This window comes from Mesorhizobium sp. M0119 (genome assembly GCF_040322615.1).
Lineage (GTDB): Bacteria > Pseudomonadota > Alphaproteobacteria > Rhizobiales > Rhizobiaceae > Mesorhizobium.
Genome location: NZ_JAMYTU010000011.1, coordinates 98533 through 115616, shown reverse-complemented (window position 1 = coordinate 115616; position 17084 = coordinate 98533). Strand labels below are relative to the sequence as shown.

Below are 17084 nucleotides of genomic sequence, written 5' to 3'. Positions count from 1 at the left end.
ATTCCCTAGCCATCGAACTCCTTGTCGAATACCGGCGCGTCCGGAGCCTGCTTATCGAGCGACTGGCGGTAGCGGATGCAGCCGCGCATGAATTTCGGCCACGGCGGCACGGCAATCGCCGGCTCGGTCTCTTCGGGCAAAAGCGACCACAGGTCGGGATGATGCCAGCACAGATCGTGGCCGGTGGCGTCGCGGTGTTGGCGGATGCCGGCGCGCAGTTTCCTGACCTCGGCGATCAAGGCTTCGCGGTCGAAGGTTTCAAGGTCATCGTCCATCGGTATCCTTCCTGAACAGAAGACTTGCGTCTCCATAGGAATAAAACCTGTAGCGGTTCTCGATCGCATGCGCATAGGCCGCGCGCATCGTCTGCAAACCGCAGAAGGCCGAAACCAGCATGAACAGCGTCGAACGCGGCAGATGGAAATTGGTCATCAGCATGTCTGCGGTCTTGAAGCGATAGCCGGGCGTGATGAAGATGTCGGTCGGGCCTGACCATGCTGCCAGCCTGCCGTCCTCGCCAGCCGCGCTCTCCAACAAGCGCAGCGATGTCGTGCCGACAGCGATAATGCGCCCTCCTTTTGCTTTCGCCGCATTCAGCGCCTCGGCGGTTTCCGGGCTGACCGAACCGGTTTCGGCGTGCATCTTGTGGTCGGCGGTGTCGTCCGCCTTCACCGGCAAAAACGTGCCGGCGCCGACATGCAGCGTGACGAAACGGCGCTCTATGCCCTTGGCGTCGAGCGTCGCAAACAGCTCCGGCGTGAAATGCAGCCCTGCCGTCGGCGCGGCGACGGCACCCTCCTCCCTAGCATAAATGGTCTGATAATCACTGCGGTCGCGTTCGTCGTCGTCGCGCCTGGAGGCGATGTAGGGCGGCAGCGGGATGTGGCCGACGGCATGCAGCGCCTCGTCGAGGAACGGACCTGACAGGTCGAAGCCGAGCAGCACCTCGCCGCCTTCCCCCTTCTCGATCACGGTCGCATCGAGTTGGCCGAGAAAGCAGGAATTGGCGTCATGACCGAAATGGATGCGATCGCCGGCGGCGACGCGCTTGCCCGGACGCATGAAGGCGAGCCAGCGGTCGGGCGCCGTCCGCATATGCAGCGTGGCTTCGACCTGCGCCGCCGCCTCGCCGCGCCGCCTGATGCCCTTCAGCTGCGCCGGAATGACCTTGGTGTCGTTGAAGACCAGCACATCACCGGCCTTGAGCAGGGACGGCAGGTCGCGCACCGTCCGGTCCTCGAGCCCCTCACCCGGCCTGACCACCAGCATTCTGGCGCTGTCGCGCGGTTCGGCTGGGCGAAGCGCGATGCGCTCTTCCGGCAGATCGAAGTCGAAAAGATCGACGCGCAAGAAATCCCCGCCTCAAGGTTCCGGGCAGGTCACCGCCCAGGCGCCGACACCGTCTATGCTCAGCGTGCCGCCCATCGCGAAACTGGACTGCTCGCTGGCTTTGACCAGCCGCAATTTGGCGACGATCGAGCTGAGGCCCTCATCAGTGAGATCGATCAGCATACGCTCGTCGTCTTCGAATGCCTGTCCGACGATCACTTTCGTTGAACCCGGCTGACCGTCCGTCGTCCATGTCTTACCGCCGGCATCCAGCCACGCGCGCGCCACCGCAATGACGGCTGTGTGTCCCATCAAAACGTCGATCGATGCCGCGCCGCCGTCGGCGCTGCAAACGATCGATTCCGTCGCCAGCGCCGGAGTGGCCGCCGCGACGAGCACAAATGCGATGGCCGCGACAGCCCGGCTGGTCATTTCACGTCGGCCGCGACCTTGAGCGACACGATCTTGTCGGGGTCCTGCACCGGTTCGCCGCGCTTGATCTTGTCGACATTGTCCATGCCTTCGATGACCTGGCCCCATACCGTGTACTGGCGGTTGAGGAAGGCGGCATCGTCGAAGCAGATGAAGAACTGCGAATTGGCCGAGTTCGGGTTCTGCGAGCGCGCCATCGAGCAGGTGCCGCGGCCGTGGTTGGCGTTGGAGAACTCGGCCTTCAAGTCGGGCTTGTCGGAACCGCCCGTACCGGCGCGGGTCGGTGCGAAAGACGGCTTGTTGGAGTTGCCGAACTTGACGTCGCCGGTCTGCGCCATGAAGCCGTCGATGACGCGGTGGAAGACCACACCGTCATAGGCGCCTTCGCGCGCCAGCTCCTTGATGCGGCCGACATGGCCGGGCGCCAGGTCTGGAAACAATTCGATGACGACCTTGCCCTTGGTCGTGTCCATGATGAGCGCGTTCTCGCGGTCCTTGATCTCGGCCATGTCAGAAATATCCTTTTGAAACTTGGGTTTATTTGCCGTCGGCGGCGATGCGCACCTTGATCATGCGATCGGGGTCGGTCACCGTCCCGTTCTGCGCCTCTTCGCCTTTCTTGATGTGGTCCACCAGCTCCATGCCGCTGACGACATTGCCAACGATGGTGTACTGGCCATCGAGCGGCGGTGCCGGCGCGAACATGATGAAGAATTGCGAATTGGCGGAATTCGGATCGTCGGAGCGGGCCATGCCGACCACGCCGCGCTGGTAGTGCTCGGTGCTGGAGAATTCGGCCGGCAGGTCAGGAAGATCGGAGCCGCCGGTGCCGACCGCGTCGGCATTGAAGCCGCTCTTCATGTTGCCGAACTTGACGTCGCCGGTCTGTGCCATGAAGCCGTCGATGACGCGGTGGAAGGCGACGTTGTCGTAGGCGCCCTGGCGCACCAGCTTTTTGATCTGCGCGACATGCTTCGGCGCAAGGTCGGGCCTCAGCGCGATGGTCACGTCGCCGTCCTTCAGCGTTACGATCATGGTGTTTTCCGGATCGGCGGCAAACGCCGACACGGATGCGGTCACAAGACCGGCAAGCACGGCAAGCAAGAAGGCAAGCTTTTTCAGCTGCATGGGATCTTTCTCCGAATATCTTCGTTCATGCAAGTCGTTACCCAAAGCCGGGTTCCACTTTTGGGCGACATGCATTTATTTCGCGAATTTGGCGGTGAGCGCGCCGGCCACGGCCGCCGGCACGAAGGGGCGGATGTCGCCTCCCATCGAAGCTATCTGGCGCACAAGTGTGGCGGTAATGGTGCGCACCGAGGGGCTGGCGGGCAGGAAAACCGTCTGCAGCTCCGGTGCCATGGTCTCGTTCATGCCGGCCATCTGCATCTCATAGTCGAGATCGGTGCCGTCGCGCAGGCCGCGGATCATGATCGAGGCGCCATGCTTCCTGGCTGCGTCGATGACCAGCCCGTCGAAATCGACTACTTTGATACGCGCACCGTCGCTGCCGAATTCCGCCTTCGCGGCCGTTTCGATAAGATCGACCCGTTCCTCGAAGGAAAACAGCGGCTTCTTGCCGGGATGGATGCCGATCGCCGCGTAGATGGTATCCGCCACGGCCAGCGACGCCTTCAGCACGTCGAGATGGCCGTTGGTCAGCGGGTCGAAAGAGCCGGCATAAAGGGCGATGCGTTCGGTCATGGCAGGTGCTTCTAGCGAGCCTCTCCCCTAAACGCAAATCCGATCGGCAGGCCCGCCCCATGAACCTTTTGGCGACGTGAACGACAGATGAATGTGCCGCTCACAACGGCTTCACGCAGTGTTCACTAAGTTTGCAGCTGCAGAAGATGAAACCAAACACCCATCTAATCGTTGTTAGGCGCAGGAGAACACGCACATGCTGATCTACATGCTCGCCACCGCAATGACCGTCGCCATGCTGATCGCTACCGTATTCGGGTTGCATCAGGAAGCACAGCGCGTCCGCGCCAAGGCCAATACCAAGCGGTTCGAAGGCTTCGGCAACCGCAAGCCTTATCGCCACTTCTAGATTGCGGGGGTTTCTTCACAACGCCGGCCAATAGGGCTGGCGCCGCCGTGGCAAACTCACTCGACGGTAGTGTCAGGCTCCCCACCTTCGGCATCGGTAACAGCGCCAACTTCAACCTCGACACTCTCTTCGATCTCCTCGTCCGCTTGCGGCTCTGAAATCCGCTCCACCGAAACGACCTTCTCGCCCTCTGCGGTATTGAAGATGGTAACGCCCTTGGTGGCGCGGCTGGCGAAACGAATGCCGTTGACCGGGACGCGGATAACGGTGCCGCCATCCGAAACCAGCATGATCTGATCGTCATTGCCGACCGGGAAGGTCGCCACCAGGCGGCCGATTTCGGCCGTTTTCGACACGTCAGTGGCACGAATACCCTTGCCGCCACGGCCGGTCAGACGGAAATCGTAGGACGACGAACGCTTGCCGTAGCCATATTCCGTCACCGTCAGCACGAACTGCTCATGTGCCTTGAGGAATTCGTACCGCTCGTCGGAAAGCTCCGCCTCTTCGCCGACCTCCTCATTGGTGAGCTGGATTTCCTCCTCCTCGCCCGCCGCGATGTCGGCGGCAAGCCGGCGTTCGGCCACCACCCGCTTGAGGTAGGCGGCACGCTCGGCCGGCGGCGCATCGACATGCTCGATCACCGCCATCGAGATCACCCGGTCACCATCGGCCATCGCAATGCCGCGCACGCCGACCGAATTGCGGCTCTGGAAGACGCGCACGTCGCTGACCGGAAAGCGGATGCACTGGCCGGAACTTGCCGTCAAAAGCACGTCCTCATTGTCGGTGCAGGTCTCGACGCCGAGGATCTCGTCGCCTTCCTCGTCCAGCTTCATGGCAATCTTGCCGTTGCGGTTGACCTGGACGAAGTCCGAAAGCTTGTTGCGGCGCACGGTGCCGCGCGTGGTGGCAAACATCACGTCGAGCTCGCCCCAGCTCGTCTCATCCTCCGGCAGCGGCATGATGGTGGTGATGCGCTCGCCCTGTTCGAGCGGCAGCATATTGATCAGCGCCTTGCCGCGCGATTGCGGGTTGCCGATCGGCAGGCGCCAGACCTTTTCCTTGTAGACGATGCCGCGCGAGGAGAAGAACAGCACCGGCGTGTGCGTGTTCGCGACGAACAGCCGGGTGACGAAATCCTCTTCCTTGGTCGACATGCCGGAGCGGCCCTTGCCGCCGCGGCGCTGCGCCCGGTAGAGTGACAGCGGCACGCGCTTGATATAGCCGGAATGGCTCACCGTGACGACCATGTCCTCGCGCTGGATCAGATCCTCGTCTTCCATGTCCGCCCCGCCCTCGGCGAGCTCGGTGCGGCGCGGCGTGCCGAATTCGTCACGCACGGCGATGAGCTCGTCCTTGACGATCTGCTGGATGCGGGCGCGGGACGACAGGATATCGAGATAATCCTTGATCTCGTCGCCGATCGTGTTCAGTTCGTCGGCAATCTCGTCGCGGCCGAGCGCGGTCAGGCGCTGCAGGCGCAGTTCGAGGATGGCGCGCGCCTGTTCCTCGGAGAGATTGTAGGTGCCGTCCTCGTTGATGCGATGGCGCGGGTCGTCGATCAAAAGAATCAACGATTCCACGTCGCCCGAAGGCCAGCGCCGCTCCATCAACTGCTCGCGTGCCGTCTGCGGGTCCGGAGCGCTGCGGATCAGCTTGATGACTTCATCGATGTTGGCAACGGCGATGGCAAGGCCGACCAGCACATGGGCGCGGTCGCGCGCCTTGCGCAGCAGGAATTTCGTGCGCCGGCTGATCACCTCTTCACGGAAGGCGACGAACGCCTTCAGCATGTCGGTCAGCGTCAGCAATTCCGGCTTGCCGCCGTTCAGCGCCACCATGTTGGCGCCGAAGGACGTCTGCAGCGGGGTGAAGCGGTAGAGCTGGTTGAGGATGACATCGGCGACCGCGTCGCGCTTCAGTTCGATGACGACGCGGTAGCCCTGGCGGTCGCTCTCGTCGCGAATGTCGGAAATGCCTTCGATGCGCTTGTCGCGCACCAGCTCGGCCATCTTCTCGATCATCGACGCCTTGTTCACCTGATAGGGAACTTCGGTGATGACGATCGACTCACGGTCGTTGCCGCGCGCCTCGACGTTGACGCGGCCGCGCATGACGATGGAGCCGCGGCCGGTCGAATAGGCGCTGTAGATGCCGGAGCGGCCGAGCACGATGCCGCCGGTCGGGAAATCCGGCCCTGGAATGATCTCCATCAGTGCCGGCAGATCGATCGCCGGATTGTCGATGAGGGCAATGGCGCCGTTGCAGACCTCGCCCAGATTGTGCGGCGGGATGTTGGTGGCCATGCCGACGGCGATGCCGCCGGAGCCGTTGACCAACAGGTTCGGAAAGCGCGCCGGCAGGACTTTCGGTTCGCTGCCCGACGCATCGTAAGTGTCCTGGAAATCGACGGTGTCCTTGTCGATGTCTTCCAGCAACTCATGCGCGACCTTGGTCAGCCGCGATTCCGTGTAGCGCATCGCCGCCGGCGGATCGCCGTCGATCGAGCCGAAATTGCCCTGCCCGTCGATCAGCGGCACGCGCAGCGACCAGTCCTGCGCCATGCGCACCAAAGCGTCGTAGATCGAGGCGTCGCCATGCGGATGGTATTTACCCATCACGTCGGCGACCGGGCGTGCCGATTTCACATATTTGCGGTTCCAGTGATAGCCGCTCTCATGGGCGGCGTAGAGGATGCGGCGATGCACCGGCTTGAGGCCATCGCGCACGTCCGGCAGCGCGCGGCTGACGATCACGCTCATGGCGTAATCGAGATAGGAGCGCTGCATCTCCTCGATGATGGATATCGGCTCGATGCCGGTGGGGCCGCCGTCGGCGCCGCGCGGTGTCTTTTGGTCGGTCAAATCGGATCACAATCTAATCAGGAATCACTTGGTGCTTATATAGGAAGCCGGCCCGAAACTCCAACAATCGCGGCAGTTTTCCAGTGTCGTTTTTAGCGGCAAATTCAAAAGGATACACCAATTGCGACGATATGGCCGTGGCTCGCTTTCACGAGCGTCGCCGGCGGGCGCGATAAGTACCCGGCGCCTCGCCCATCAGCCGCCGGAAACGGCGATTGAAGGTCGACAGATCGTTGAATCCCGCCGCAAAGGCGATCGTCGAAATCGCCTGATCCGACGTCCGCAGCCGCACGGCTGCCCTGTGCAGCCGCGCTCTCAGCAGGAACTGGTAGGGCGTCATGCCGGCGACGTGCCGGAAGGTGCGCAGGAAATGGTAGGGGCTGGTAGCGGTCTCGTCGGCGAGTTCGGCAAGCGAGATCGGCCGGTCGGCATCGAGTTCGATGCGCCGCACCGCTTCGGCAACACGCTTCTGGTCACGGCGGCTCGGCGCGCTTTGTCCTTCCGTGGCACCGTAAGCCGCTGTCACCGCTGCACCAGCAATGCGCAGGGCGAGTTCCTCGAACGCGCCGGTGTCGGCCATCTCGCGCGCCGCCTCCGCGTCGGCGAGCAGCGGCACCAGCGCCGGCAAGGGCGGCAGGCGTGGCGTGCCGAAATCGAGCGTCTTCGCGCCCGGCACGTCGGCGACGATCCGCTCCATATAGGCCGGTCCGAAATGGAAGGAGAGGCAGCGGTCGCCAGCGCCATGCTCATGCCCGCATTCATAGCATGTGCCGGGATTGCCGAGCAGGAGCGCGCCCGGCGCCAGCATCGCCGTGCCCTGGCGCGCACGATAGCGGAAGGTGCCGCTGGTTACGGCGGCAATGCAGAAATCCCGATGCTCCTCCTCGAATGGCCTGTCGGCGGCGCTGGCGGTGCAGATGACATCCGACACCTGCCAGCCTCGGCCCGACGCCAGCCTGTGCGCGCTCGTCGCCATCGCCGAAATATAGCAATTTTTCCCAAGCGCAGAACCCCTGTCGGCCTCTATGCTTGCCGGTCTCCTGACAAGATGAGAGCGAAGCCATGTCCAATTCCTTTGCCAAGGCCCTGCATAGCGATGGACCCGTACCGGCTCTTGCCGAGAAACTGAACCTTTACGGCCGCTTCGTCGGCGCCTGGACGTTCGACGCCACGCGCCATCTCGAGGACGGCCAGGTGCTGACCGGGCGCGGCGAGGTGCATTTCGGCTGGGTGCTCGAAGGCCGCGCGATCCAGGACGTATGGATCCTGCCCGCCCGTGACGCCGGCGCCTCGCCGTCGCTCGGCAAATGGACCTTCTATGGCACGACGTTGCGCGTCTACGATCCCGGCGTCGACGCCTGGCACATCTTCTGGAGCGATCCGCGCAGCCAGTACTACAGCCGCCAGCTCGGCCGTGCCGAGGGCGACGCCATTATCCAGCAAGGCGCAGACGGCACCGGATCTGCTGTGCGCTGGAGCTTTTCGCGCATCACCGAAAATTCGTTCCGCTGGCTGGGCGAACGCTCACAGGACGACGGCGCCACCTGGCGTCTCGAAGTTGAGTTCCTGGCGCGCCGCGCCGCGAGCCCGTGATCCGCACGGTTTCCACTGGCTCCGCTTTGCTCTACCAATCCCGATATCCGGCATTGCCGGCGGGGGAGGGTCAGCATGCCGAGCTTCGACAGCCTGTTCAACGCCTTCGTCACCATACTTGTGACGATCGATCCGCCCGGCCTGGCGCCGCTCTTCCTCGCCGTGACCCGCGGCATGAACCGCGAGGAACGCAACCAGGTCTCCGTGCGCGCCTCGGTCATCGCCTTCCTGGTGGTGGCGTTGTTCGCAATCGCCGGCGCGTCGATCCTGTCAGTCTTCGGCATCACCCTGCCGGCCTTCCGCGTCGCCGGCGGCTTTCTGCTGTTCTTCATCGCCTTCGAAATGGTGTTCGAGCGCCGGCAGGACCGCAAGGAGAAGATCGGCGACGTCGCCATCACCAGGGATATGATCCACAACATCGCCGCCTTTCCGCTGGCGATCCCGCTTATTGCCGGTCCCGGCGCAATTTCGGCGACCGTCCTGCTCTCAAGCTCGTTTCAGGGTTTTGGCGCGCAGACAGCACTTGTCGGCATCATCGCCATCTGCCTTGTCATCACTTACCTGGTGTTCGTGCTGTCAGAGCGCATCGACCGTATCCTCGGCCAAACCGGCCGTTCGATCCTGACACGGCTGCTCGGCGTCATCCTGGCGGCGCTCGCCGTACAGTTCGTCGCCGACGGCATCAAGGCGCTGATGGCGACTTAGGAACTGCCCTACTTCGCTGTCGTTTCAATGACTTCGAAGTCGTGGGTAATCTCGGCGGTCTTGGCCATCATTGCCGAGGCCGAGCAGTATTTCTCGATCGAAAGCCCGATCGCCCGCTTCACCTTGTCGTGTGACAGCGCCCGGCCCTTGACGACAAAATGCATGTGGATGCGGGTGAACACCTTGGGATCGGCTTCTGCACGGTCGGCATCGAGTTCGACCACACAATCGTCAACCGCCTCGCGCCCCTTTTCGAGGATATGGACCACGTCATAGGCCGAGCAGCCGCCGGTACCGATCAGCACCAGTTCCATTGGGCTCGGCCCCGGCGTCTTGCCCTCCGGCCCGAACGCAGTGCCTAGCACCAGCTTGTGCCCACTGGCGGACTCGCCAACGAAGGTGCGCTCCTCGACCCATTTGACCCTTGCTTTCACTTGATACGTCCTTTCACCGCTCAAACGCATAACGTCCCGAAAATCCAAGACAGATTTCGGGACGCCATTTCGTGGCCAAGGTGCTGGCGCTTTTCGCCGCAAGGGCAGTCCGCCCCGAGAAATCAGAACGGGATTTCGTCGTCCAGCTCGCGCGACGAACCACCGCCGCCGCCCTTGTTGGCGCCACCGCGATTGAAACTTTCGCCCGGGCCGGACTGGCCGAAATCGGAACCGCGGCTCGCACCACCACCGGCATAGTTGCCGACCTGGCCGCCGCCCTCGCCCCGCGCATCGAGCATCTGCAGCTCGCCGCGGAATTTCTGCAACACGACCTCGGTCGTATAGCGGTCATTGCCGGTCTGGTCCTGCCATTTGCGCGTCTGCAGCTGGCCCTCGACATAGACCTTCATGCCCTTCTTCAGATACTGCTCGGCCACCTTGGCGATCTGGTCGTTGAAGATCACGACATTGTGCCACTCGGTCTTTTCCTTGCGCTCTCCGGATGTCTTGTCGCGCCAGCTTTCCGACGTCGCGATGCGAATGTTGACAACCGGGTCACCCGAATTCAGGCGGCGGATTTCAGGGTCCGCCCCGAGGTTGCCCACCAGAATGACCTTGTTGACGCTACCCGCCATGATACTTCTCCGCGCTCATCCGAAACCAGATTTCTGTCGCTGCACCTTACAGGCTACGGATAATCCCTGCCTGCCGTCGCTGCCTTTTCCCACAACGTTTTTGTTCTCTTTTCGTTCTACAGTACAGGCCCTGCACTGTCAATAGTTGTCAGTAAGAAGTAGTGTCTTGACGTCGAATTTCCACAGACCATGGGATCGAGGCGAACGCATGAAGATGGTTGCGCAAGACGATCAGCCGCAAGAAGAATGGCGGGCGGGAGTAAAGACCCGAATGCATGTCTCGGCCCGCAACGGCGCAACTCAACTTTGCATATTCGAACAATGGGTCGAACCAGCGGTTGGCGCCCCGACACATTGGCACCCGGTCGAGGAAGTGCTTACCGTCATCGCCGGCAGGGCCGAGATGTGGATCGACGAAGAGCATGTCGTCTTGACCGCCGGACAGTCGCTTGTTGTTGCCGCGCACAGGCAACATGGCTTCCGAAACGTCGGCTCCCAATATGCTTCATATCCATGCCGTGCTCGCGTCACCAGTTTTCGAGGCGACGTTCAACGGATCCCCCGACATGGTGAGACGCTGGCTTCCAGCGAGTTTGTAAAACCTCGCCTGTCTTTAAAAACACGGCTTGCCAAACCGATAAGTATTGACTTATGCTTTCGGCATGATCGAAGCAGAGATTTTTCGGGCACTGGCCGATCCAACGCGTCGCGCCGTCTATGAGCGGCTCGCCGACGGCGAGATGACGGTGTCTGAACTGCGCACTGGCATGCCGGTATCGCAGCCGGCGGTATCGCAACATCTCGCAGTGCTGCGCGGCGCCGGCCTCGTGGTCGAGCGCCGGGCCGGCCGCAACGCCTATTACCGCGCCGATCCGAAGGGGCTTGCGCCGCTGCTCGGCTGGATCGAACGCTACCGCGCGTTCTGGCCAGAGCGCATCGAAAGGCTCAAGACGGTTTTGAAGGACATGGACCAATGACCAGCCGAGGCAAAGAACGCGCGGAAATGGCGGCAGACAAGATCGAGTTCGAGTGCGAGCTGCCCGAGCCGCCGGAAAAGGTGTGGCGGGCGCTGACGGTGCCGGACCTGCTCGCGGCCTGGATGATGCCGAACGACATCAAGCCCGAAATCGGCAACCGCTTTGCCTTTAAAGCGCCGAATGCGCCGATCGAGTGCGAAATCCTCGACGCGGATCCCGGACGGCTGCTGCGCTATTCCTGGCGGGAGCGGGCGGCGCCCGGCGATACGCAAGTGCCGCCCGGCAACCCCCTGGACAGCCCAAAGAACGACAACCCAGTGGACAGCATCGTCACCTTTACGCTTGACCGCACCGTTTCCGGCGGCACGCATCTGCGCATCGTCCATGATGGTTTTGCTCGGGCAGCGATGCCGGAGATCGCGATGGTAGGTGCCGGTTGCCGGCTTTCGTTTGAAGCACGCGCTCCCAAGCATAAGCAGATCGCCGCAAACGCGCCGCGCCTCTTCCTGCGCGCGGCCTGAACGACAACAGTCAATGGAGACAAACGATGAGCGGCCTTGCCAATTTGGTGCCGATGGTGATCGAGCAGTCGAGCCGCGGTGAACGCGCCTTCGACATATTTTCGCGGCTGCTGCGCGAGCGCATCGTCTTCATCAACGGGCCGATCGATGACGGCACCTCGGCGCTGGTCTGCGCCCAGCTTCTGTCGCTGGAATCCGACAATCCCGACAAGGAGGTCTCGCTCTACATCAACTCGCCGGGCGGCGTGGTGACCAGCGGTTTCGCCATCTACGATACGATGCAGTATATCAGTTGCCCGGTCTCCACCGTTTGTATGGGTTTCGCCGCCTCGATGGCCTCGTTTCTTTTGATGGCCGGCACGCCAGGGCGGCGTATCGCGCTACCCAACACCAGCATCGTGCTGCATCAGCCTCTCGGCGGTTTCCAGGGCCAAGCCTCCGACATCCAGCGCCATGCCGAGGGCATCCTTCGCACCAAGCGGCGCATGACCGATCTTTACGCCCATCATTGCGGCCGCACCTACGAAGAAGTGGAACGCACGCTCGACCGCGACTTTTTCATGACTGCGCAGGAGGCCAAGGATTGGGGCCTCGTCGACCATGTTTTCGACACTCGCAAGCAGGCCGCGTGAAGCACCTTCGAACGGAACTGAGCGATATGAGGGCCGGCAACTCTCAGCGCCGCCGGTCTGGCTTCGGCGCTATCGCCGCACTATAGTCAGGTGATGACCGCCATTCGTTCATCCAGCCTATGCCTTGCCATTGCCGCCATTGTGGGCACGAACATGCTGGTGGGCATGGCACTTGCCCAAGATAATTCGACGTCTTCGCAAAAGGGCGCCCTGCCCGGTGTGACGAGTGACTATCGCATCGCCGAGCCAACTCCGCAGCCCGAGCCCGACGACGCGGTTCCAAGCAGCGGCAACGGTACGTTCAAGATCGGCGATACCGATGTTCGGATTTCCGGCAGCATCACCATCGATGTCGCTACCGGCGGGATCAGGCCCTCCAGCCGCTAAGTTCGCCTGGTGTGAACCACAAATATTGCGCTTCAAACGAACAGCCCCGCCATTGCTTTTGCAACTGACGGGGCTTCTTGGATCTAAAATCCAAATTGCCGGGAGTGTACTGCCGGCTTTTTATTTCGGATGCTTCGCGGCGTTCAGCCGACGATCCGACTAGCAGTCTCTGATTGTTGTGGGGATCGGCAGATCAACGTTGGCAGGTAGCGCTAAACGCCTGACCTGGCTACTTATACCTGCCGCGGCTCCAGCGACACGTGGAGCCTCAAGGAACTATCCGGTGGAGTCATGCCTCTGCTCTCCTTCTGTTCGTTGCGACTGTCGTCGTCGAAGCGCTCATCGCATAACCCGCAGCGTCTCGCAGGCTAGCCCCAGGCCGCGAGGCCATCGAAAGACGGCCAGCTTCGTTGACGTTTGGAGTCTGCCCCCGTGACGCATGGACGTCAACCTTGAATAGCCGATTACCGAAAAATGTGATCGCGAGACGCTTTGTGAAGCCGGCCGCACGGGCAGCTTTTGTCAGGAGCGTGTTCGGCCTTTGTTCTTTCCGCTTGCCCGTTCGCGCGAAAGACGGTTAAACGCTTTGGTCGAGAGTTGTGGCGTCTCTCGAAAAGGCGGCGAAATTTACCTACATAGGGGGTGGTCGGGAAAACCCGCCCATCCCATGAATTCCAGATTCTGAGGCGGCGACCGGCGATGGCCGACCATAAATATCTCTCCATTCGCGGGGCACGCGAACACAATCTGAAGAATGTCGATCTCGATCTGCCGCGTGACAGCCTGATCGTCATGACCGGCCTGTCGGGGTCGGGCAAGTCGTCGCTTGCCTTCGACACCATCTACGCCGAGGGCCAGCGCCGCTATGTCGAGAGCCTTTCGGCCTATGCACGGCAATTCCTCGAAATGATGCAGAAGCCGGACGTCGACCAGATCGACGGCCTGTCGCCAGCCATCTCCATCGAGCAGAAGACCACCTCGAAAAACCCACGTTCGACGGTCGGCACCGTCACCGAGATCTACGACTATATGCGGCTTTTGTTCGCCCGCGTCGGGGTACCCTATTCACCGGCCACCGGCCTGCCGATCGAGAGCCAGACGGTTTCGCAGATGGTCGACCGGGTGCTTGCAGTCGAGGAAGGCACCCGGTTGTTCATTCTGGCGCCGATGGTTCGCGGCCGCAAAGGCGAGTACCGCAAGGAATTGCTGGAGCTGCAGAAGAAGGGCTTTCAGCGCGTCAAGGTCGATGGCGTCTTCTACGAGATCGCCGACGTGCCGGCGCTGGACAAGAAGTACAAGCATGACATCGACGTTGTCGTCGACCGCATCGTCGTGCGCGGCGATCTGGCGACGCGGCTCGCCGATTCCATCGAGACCGCGCTGAAGCTGGCCGACGGACTGGCGGTAGCGGAATTTGCCGACAAGCCGCTCGACGCCAGCCAGACCGGCGAGGATTCGGTCAACAAGTCGAAGAACGAGACGCATGAACGCATGCTGTTCTCGGAAAAGTTCGCCTGCCCGGTGTCCGGTTTCACCATTCCCGAGATCGAGCCCAGGCTGTTCTCCTTCAACAATCCGTTCGGCGCCTGCCCAACCTGCGACGGGCTCGGCAGCCAGCGCGCCATCGATGCCAGCCTGGTCGTGCCCGACGAGAATGTTTCGCTGCGCGCTGGCGCCGTAAGCCCGTGGGCGAAGTCGACCTCGCCCTATTATGCGCAGACGCTGGAAGCGCTGGGCGTTGCCTATGGCTTCAAGCTCGGCGACAAGTTCAAGGATTTGAGCGAGGAGGCAAGGCAAGCCGTGCTGCACGGCACCGGCGAGCGCGAAATCACCTTCCACTACGATGACGGCCTGCGCTCCTACAAGACGACGAAAACCTTCGAGGGCGTCATCCCCAATCTCGAGCGCCGCTGGAAGGAAACCGAATCCGCCTGGATGCGCGAGGAGATCGAGCGCTTCATGTCGGCCACGCCCTGCCCGGCCTGCCGCGGCTATCGGCTGAAGCCCGAGGCGCTCGCGGTCAAGATCGCCGGCAAGCACATTGGCGAGGTCACCGAGCTGTCGATCCGCAAGGCCGACCAGTGGTTCACCGACCTGCCTGCTTCGCTCAATGACAAGCAGAACGAGATCGCGGTGCGCGTGCTCAAGGAAATCCGCGAGCGGCTGCGCTTCCTCAACGATGTCGGGCTCGACTACCTGACGCTGTCGCGCAACTCCGGCACGCTGTCGGGCGGCGAGAGCCAGCGCATCCGGCTTGCCTCGCAGATCGGCTCCGGCCTGACCGGCGTGCTTTACGTGCTGGACGAGCCGTCGATCGGTCTGCACCAGCGGGACAATGCCCGCCTGCTCGACACGCTGAAGCATCTGCGCGACATCGGCAACACAGTGATCGTCGTCGAGCATGACGAGGACGCCATCCTGCATGCCGACTACGTTGTCGATATCGGCCCGGCAGCCGGCATCCATGGCGGCCACATCATCGCCCAGGGCACGCCGCACCAGATCATGGCGACGCCCGCTTCGATCACCGGAAAATACCTGTCGGGCGAACTCGAAGTGGCGACGCCGGCCGTGCGGCGCGAGGCCAAGAAGAACCGCCGGCTGAAGGTCGTCGGCGCGCGCGGCAACAATCTGAAGAACGTCACCGCCGAAATCCCGCTCGGCACGTTTACCGCCGTCACCGGCGTGTCCGGCGGCGGCAAGTCGACCTTCCTGATCGAGACCCTGTTCAAGGCGGCGTCACGCCGCATCATGGGCTCGCGTGAACATCCGGCCGATCACGACCGCATCGAGGGGTTGGAATTCCTCGACAAGGTCATCGACATCGACCAGTCGCCGATCGGGCGCACCCCGCGCTCCAACCCTGCCACCTATACCGGCGCCTTCACGCCGATCCGGGACTGGTTCGCCGGCCTGCCGGAGGCCAAGGCGCGCGGCTACCAGCCGGGCCGCTTTTCGTTCAACGTCAAGGGCGGCCGCTGCGAGGCCTGCCAGGGCGACGGCGTCATCAAGATCGAGATGCACTTCCTGCCCGACGTCTACGTCACCTGCGACGTCTGCCACGGCAAGCGGTACAACCGCGAGACACTGGACGTCCTGTTCAAGGGCAAGTCGATCGCCGACGTTCTCGACATGACGGTCGAGGAAGGCGTCGATTTCTTCGCCGCCGTGCCCGGCGTGCGCGACAAGCTGGAGACGCTGAAGCGGGTCGGCCTCGGCTACATCCATGTTGGCCAGCAGGCAACGACTTTGTCGGGCGGCGAGGCGCAGCGCATCAAGCTGGCCAAGGAACTGTCGCGCAAGGCGACCGGCAAGACGCTCTACATTCTCGATGAGCCAACCACCGGCCTGCATTTCCACGACGTCGCCAAGCTGCTTGAGGTGCTGCACGAGCTGGTCGACCAGGGCAACACGGTCGTCGTCATCGAGCACAATCTAGAGGTGATAAAAACCGCCGATTGGGTGCTCGATCTCGGCCCCGAGGGCGGCGACGGCGGCGGCGAGTTGGTGGCGTCCGGCACGCCGGAGGACATCGTCCGCGAAAAACGCAGCTATACCGGGCAGTTCCTGAGGGAATTGCTGGAGCGGCGCCCCGGAGGCAAGCGCGAAGCGGCGGAGTGATGGCAAAGAACGGTCTCATCACGGTCCAAAGCAGCTTCGGCGTGGCCGAAACCATCGATCGCCTGGTCGAGACTGTGGAACGTGCAGGATTGCTGGTCTTCGCCCGCATTGACCACGCCGCCGGTGCGCGCAGTGTCGAAACATCACTGCGTCCAACCCAGCTCCTGATTTTCGGCAATCCGAAAGGCGGTACGCCACTGATGCAGGACCGGCAGCCTGCCGGCATCGATCTGCCGGTCAAGGCACTGGCTTGGGAGGACGAGCAAGGCAAGGTCTGGCTCTCCTACAATGACGCGCACTGGATGGCTGATCGCCACGGCTTGGGCGACGCCAGCCGCAATGCCGTCGCCGCGATCGCCGCCGGCATGGACAAGGTGATTGCGGCCGCTGGCGGTGCGGGCCAGTTTTGATCATGAGAGCCGCTCGGGCCGATGATCTCGCCACGGTGATCTCGCTCACCACCGACGCCTACGCGCCTTACACCGCGATGCTGGGAGCACCGCCGATCCCGATTACCGAAGACTATGCGCCGCGCATCGAGCGCGGCGAGGTCTGGCTTTCGGAGCAAGACGGGCAGACGGCTGGCCTGATCGTTCTCGAACGACATGCGGACCATACAATGATCTTCAGCGTCGCCGTTGCGCCCGCCTCTCAGGGCAAGGGTTTCGGCATCGGACTGCTCGATTGGGCCGAGCAACAGACGCGCCTATGGAGCTTGCCTGAAATCCGACTCTACACCAATGCCAGAATGGAACGGAACGTTTCGTTGTATAAGGCGTACGGCTTTCGCGAAACGGGTCGCCGGCCCAATCCATATCGGCCAGGATGGACGGTCGTCGACATGGCGAAAGCCGTCGAGACGACCGCCATCGCGTGATCCTTTTCTGCAAACCGGGAG

At 62.5% G+C, this 17084-nt stretch carries 22 protein-coding genes; 11 read left to right on the top strand and 11 right to left on the bottom strand.

Features of this window, described 5'->3' with window-relative positions:
* Positions 1–5: 5 nt before the first annotated feature.
* The 6 genes from NKJ40_RS13490 to coaD all read right to left on the bottom strand — a co-directional run bounded on the left by NKJ40_RS13490 (position 6) and on the right by coaD (position 3465).
* On the bottom strand, positions 6–275 hold the full coding sequence (locus tag NKJ40_RS13490; protein WP_352466434.1) for a hypothetical protein: 270 nt from the start codon (positions 273–275) through the stop codon (positions 6–8).
* Entirely contained in the window at positions 265–1350 is a 1086-nt protein-coding gene (gene queA / locus NKJ40_RS13485; protein WP_352466433.1) for a tRNA preQ1(34) S-adenosylmethionine ribosyltransferase-isomerase QueA, read from the bottom strand. Before queA ends, NKJ40_RS13490 begins: the two co-directional genes overlap by 11 nt.
* 12 nt (positions 1351–1362) lie before the next feature.
* Complete coding sequence (locus NKJ40_RS13480) at positions 1363–1761, bottom strand: hypothetical protein (protein WP_352466432.1); 399 nt, start codon at positions 1759–1761, stop codon at positions 1363–1365.
* Entirely contained in the window at positions 1758–2270 is a 513-nt protein-coding gene (locus NKJ40_RS13475; RefSeq protein WP_023717788.1) for a peptidylprolyl isomerase, read from the bottom strand. The genes NKJ40_RS13480 and NKJ40_RS13475 overlap by 4 nt, the downstream gene beginning before the upstream one ends.
* Before the next feature lie 28 nt (positions 2271–2298).
* The gene (locus tag NKJ40_RS13470; RefSeq protein WP_292653458.1) at positions 2299–2889 is read right to left on the bottom strand and encodes a peptidylprolyl isomerase; all 591 of its coding nucleotides are present in this window, start codon (positions 2887–2889) and stop codon (positions 2299–2301) included.
* 75 nt (positions 2890–2964) lie between these two features.
* Positions 2965–3465 (bottom strand): pantetheine-phosphate adenylyltransferase, encoded by a 501-nt coding sequence (coaD, locus tag NKJ40_RS13465; RefSeq protein WP_292653457.1) that lies wholly within the window; start codon positions 3463–3465, stop codon positions 2965–2967.
* A 196-nt stretch (positions 3466–3661) separates the two neighbouring features.
* Between coaD and NKJ40_RS13460 the strand changes: the two genes are divergently transcribed.
* Complete coding sequence (locus NKJ40_RS13460) at positions 3662–3814, top strand: hypothetical protein (protein WP_254817366.1); 153 nt, start codon at positions 3662–3664, stop codon at positions 3812–3814.
* A 56-nt stretch (positions 3815–3870) separates the two neighbouring features.
* On the opposite strand, the gene gyrA is transcribed toward NKJ40_RS13460, so the two are convergent.
* Positions 3871–6681: a DNA gyrase subunit A gene (gyrA, locus tag NKJ40_RS13455; RefSeq protein ID WP_352466431.1), complete on the bottom strand. Its 2811-nt coding sequence runs from the start codon at positions 6679–6681 to the stop codon at positions 3871–3873.
* Positions 6682–6829: 148 nt separating this feature from the next.
* The gene (locus NKJ40_RS13450) at positions 6830–7657 is read right to left on the bottom strand and encodes a helix-turn-helix transcriptional regulator (protein ID WP_352466430.1); all 828 of its coding nucleotides are present in this window, start codon (positions 7655–7657) and stop codon (positions 6830–6832) included.
* Positions 7658–7743: 86 nt separating this feature from the next.
* On the opposite strand from NKJ40_RS13450, the gene NKJ40_RS13445 reads away from it, so the two are divergent.
* Both NKJ40_RS13445 and NKJ40_RS13440 read left to right on the top strand, forming a co-directional pair.
* The gene (locus tag NKJ40_RS13445) at positions 7744–8274 is read left to right on the top strand and encodes a hypothetical protein (RefSeq protein ID WP_352466429.1); all 531 of its coding nucleotides are present in this window, start codon (positions 7744–7746) and stop codon (positions 8272–8274) included.
* 75 nt (positions 8275–8349) lie between these two features.
* A complete protein-coding gene (locus NKJ40_RS13440; protein ID WP_352466428.1) occupies positions 8350–8979 on the top strand; it encodes a MarC family protein in 630 nt (209 codons plus the stop codon).
* Between the two features lie 8 nt (positions 8980–8987).
* Here the strand turns inward: NKJ40_RS13440 and NKJ40_RS13435 are convergent, their stop codons facing one another.
* The 3 genes from NKJ40_RS13435 to NKJ40_RS13425 form a co-directional block, all read right to left on the bottom strand.
* On the bottom strand, positions 8988–9413 hold the full coding sequence (locus tag NKJ40_RS13435) for an OsmC family protein (protein ID WP_352466427.1): 426 nt from the start codon (positions 9411–9413) through the stop codon (positions 8988–8990).
* 122 nt (positions 9414–9535) lie between these two features.
* The gene (locus NKJ40_RS13430; protein ID WP_023674867.1) at positions 9536–10048 is read right to left on the bottom strand and encodes a single-stranded DNA-binding protein; all 513 of its coding nucleotides are present in this window, start codon (positions 10046–10048) and stop codon (positions 9536–9538) included.
* Between the two features lie 148 nt (positions 10049–10196).
* Entirely contained in the window at positions 10197–10547 is a 351-nt protein-coding gene (locus NKJ40_RS13425; RefSeq protein ID WP_352466482.1) for a hypothetical protein, read from the bottom strand.
* On the opposite strand from NKJ40_RS13425, the gene NKJ40_RS13420 reads away from it, so the two are divergent.
* From NKJ40_RS13420 to NKJ40_RS13385, 8 genes are all read left to right on the top strand, one after another.
* Positions 10434–10769: a cupin domain-containing protein gene (locus NKJ40_RS13420; RefSeq protein ID WP_352466480.1), complete on the top strand. Its 336-nt coding sequence runs from the start codon at positions 10434–10436 to the stop codon at positions 10767–10769. The two genes, NKJ40_RS13425 and NKJ40_RS13420, sit on opposite strands and share 114 nt — an antisense overlap.
* A complete protein-coding gene (locus tag NKJ40_RS13415; protein WP_292653450.1) occupies positions 10711–11025 on the top strand; it encodes an ArsR/SmtB family transcription factor in 315 nt (104 codons plus the stop codon). Before NKJ40_RS13420 ends, NKJ40_RS13415 begins: the two co-directional genes overlap by 59 nt.
* A complete protein-coding gene (locus NKJ40_RS13410) occupies positions 11022–11546 on the top strand; it encodes an SRPBCC family protein (protein ID WP_352466426.1) in 525 nt (174 codons plus the stop codon). The genes NKJ40_RS13415 and NKJ40_RS13410 overlap by 4 nt, the downstream gene beginning before the upstream one ends.
* A 26-nt stretch (positions 11547–11572) precedes the next feature.
* On the top strand, positions 11573–12178 hold the full coding sequence (locus NKJ40_RS13405; RefSeq protein ID WP_254817374.1) for an ATP-dependent Clp protease proteolytic subunit: 606 nt from the start codon (positions 11573–11575) through the stop codon (positions 12176–12178).
* 93 nt (positions 12179–12271) lie between these two features.
* Positions 12272–12565: a hypothetical protein gene (locus NKJ40_RS13400; RefSeq protein ID WP_352466425.1), complete on the top strand. Its 294-nt coding sequence runs from the start codon at positions 12272–12274 to the stop codon at positions 12563–12565.
* A 699-nt stretch (positions 12566–13264) separates the two neighbouring features.
* The gene (gene uvrA / locus NKJ40_RS13395; RefSeq protein ID WP_352466424.1) at positions 13265–16186 is read left to right on the top strand and encodes an excinuclease ABC subunit UvrA; all 2922 of its coding nucleotides are present in this window, start codon (positions 13265–13267) and stop codon (positions 16184–16186) included.
* Positions 16186–16596: a DUF302 domain-containing protein gene (locus NKJ40_RS13390; protein ID WP_352466423.1), complete on the top strand. Its 411-nt coding sequence runs from the start codon at positions 16186–16188 to the stop codon at positions 16594–16596. Before uvrA ends, NKJ40_RS13390 begins: the two co-directional genes overlap by 1 nt.
* The gene (locus NKJ40_RS13385) at positions 16593–17063 is read left to right on the top strand and encodes a GNAT family N-acetyltransferase (protein ID WP_352466422.1); all 471 of its coding nucleotides are present in this window, start codon (positions 16593–16595) and stop codon (positions 17061–17063) included. Before NKJ40_RS13390 ends, NKJ40_RS13385 begins: the two co-directional genes overlap by 4 nt.
* Positions 17064–17084 lie beyond the last annotated feature (21 nt).